The 1,892-nt window shown below is 57.1% G+C and carries 2 protein-coding genes; one reads left to right on the top strand and one right to left on the bottom strand.

Annotated features, from left to right (window positions below; all coding sequences use genetic code 11):
* Nucleotides 1-270 precede the first annotated feature (270 nt).
* A complete protein-coding gene (locus CV770_RS44415) occupies nt 271-1,338 on the top strand; it encodes a helix-turn-helix domain-containing protein (protein WP_146101471.1) in 1,068 nt (355 codons plus the stop codon).
* 164 nt (nt 1,339-1,502) lie between these two features.
* On the opposite strand, the gene CV770_RS40925 is transcribed toward CV770_RS44415, so the two are convergent.
* Nucleotides 1,503-1,892, bottom strand: a 390-nt coding sequence (locus CV770_RS40925) for a DinB family protein (protein WP_104466303.1), incomplete at its 5' end; no start/stop codon positions are given.

Genomic DNA, 1,892 nt, shown 5'->3' with positions numbered 1-1,892 from the left:
CCCCAACCGCAGCGCGCTTGAACGTCTTGAGCCACGATTGATCGATGCGAGCCTGAATGTCGTCCCACGGACATAATGTTAGGCCGAAAAGGCCGTCTCGCATTTGACACCCTCGCGGGAACGTGATCAATCGCTGACACATGCAAGCGAATTTTTCGTATAAAACAACCTCTAGTTAACGGGGCTCTCTCCCTGCATCGACCAATCAACGGAGATTACGGGCCGACGGCAATGACAGGAGATTGCCGGCGCGTGTGTTGAACGTAAAGCATGAACAGCGTTGGCCTCTTTGGCGATCGGCTCGCCAGCCTCTTCCCGATGATCCAGCGCCCCCGCACGGGGCTCGTCCGATCGCTGCAGAAGGGCACTTTCGCAGCGGTGCGCATAGCGCATTTCGGCCTGGACAATGATCCGACGCTGCCCTCGCCGCCAGACGATGCATTCGCACTTTGTCTGCGATTGCGCCATCAGCGGGCCGAGACTTGGATTGATGGACACCATGCGCTGAAGGGGCCATTCAAGGACGAAACGAGCATCTACGATTTGCGATGCGAGACGGTCGTCCGCTTCCAGGACCCGTTCGATTTTATCTATCTCTATCTGCCGCACGGCACCTTAAGTAGTGTTGCAACCGAACTTGATGCCGCCCGCGTCCAGTTCGACATCGCCACCGGGACCAACATCTGCGACCCCATTGTGGTACATCTCGGCAAGTGCCTGCTGCCGGCGCTCGAGAGGCCGAATGAGGCCAACGAGCTGTTTGTCGGCTATATTGCGATGGCTCTCAACACCCATTTCCTTCGCAAATACACCAACATTCTGCCGGCCGATCGCTTGCGCCGCAGCGGGTTGACACCGCGGCAACTTCGGATCGCAAAAGACCTGATCCGCACCCATCTCGATGGTGAGCTTTCCCTCGCGCGCATCGCGAGCGAATGCGGCATTTCGGCACCGCATTTCGCCCGCGCGTTCAAGGTCAGCACGGGCACCCCGCCACATCGCTGGCTGCTGGATCAGCGCGTTGAAGAGAGTAAGCGGCTGCTCGGGCGCTATCGCTCACAGAGATCGCAATCAGGTGCGGCTTTTCTGATCAAAGTCACTTCACAAGAGTCTTTTCGGCGCGGATGGGGACTACGCCTGGACGCTGGCGGTTGGAACGAAAAACCTGACGCAGCCGAAAGCGCAATTGCTCAAGGTCGGCGAACGCTATTTTTTTCAGGTCCGCGAAATCGAGGGGACGCAGCATCGGAGCTGAATGAGAGCTCGCTCGGTCAACTTCAACGGCGATCGGTGCGAACCAGGCTAAATTTGGTTCTTGGAACAAGGCTCTCCGCGTAAAGCCCGAACCGGATGGCTAGGCACAAATCGACCGCTGGCCCATCGGCGAAGCTACGCCTCGTCTGACGAAGGCCCGCTCATTGCGATAGAGCGGACTAGATTTGCTCAACCGGAGTTCTTCGCATTTTGACCCAGAAACCGCCATCTAGCATCGGCTGATGCAATCAACGCTGGGTACGCGAGGGATCGGACCTATGCAGATATCCAGCGAACACATCACGCATCGCCGTACTTTCAATTTTCGGAAGGAGACGACCTACCTCACCTCGATGATACCCGGAGTGGGTAACCACATGAGCAAGCATCTCCTCACGGGACATCCGCCCCTGCGTCCCGTCTGTAAAGATGAAATCGACCAGTTCTTCGAGGTCAGAAGAACTCGCTCGCGAAATGTAATCAATGTACCACTGGTCCGTTAGTCGAATGCTGGGGGCGAGTTGAGCAAGAACGGGCGTGTCAGCGCTCCAATTCGCCGCGTATGAATGACGTTCGCCTTGAAGATTGGCGGCAAATATTCGGTCGACCATGTGGGCGTGATTCAGAACACGCAGTGC

It is taken from the genome of Bradyrhizobium sp. AC87j1 (assembly GCF_002936975.1).
GTDB lineage: Bacteria > Pseudomonadota > Alphaproteobacteria > Rhizobiales > Xanthobacteraceae > Bradyrhizobium > Bradyrhizobium shewense.
Note: the sequence above shows the minus strand (reverse complement) of the source record. Positions and strands in the feature narration are given on the sequence as shown.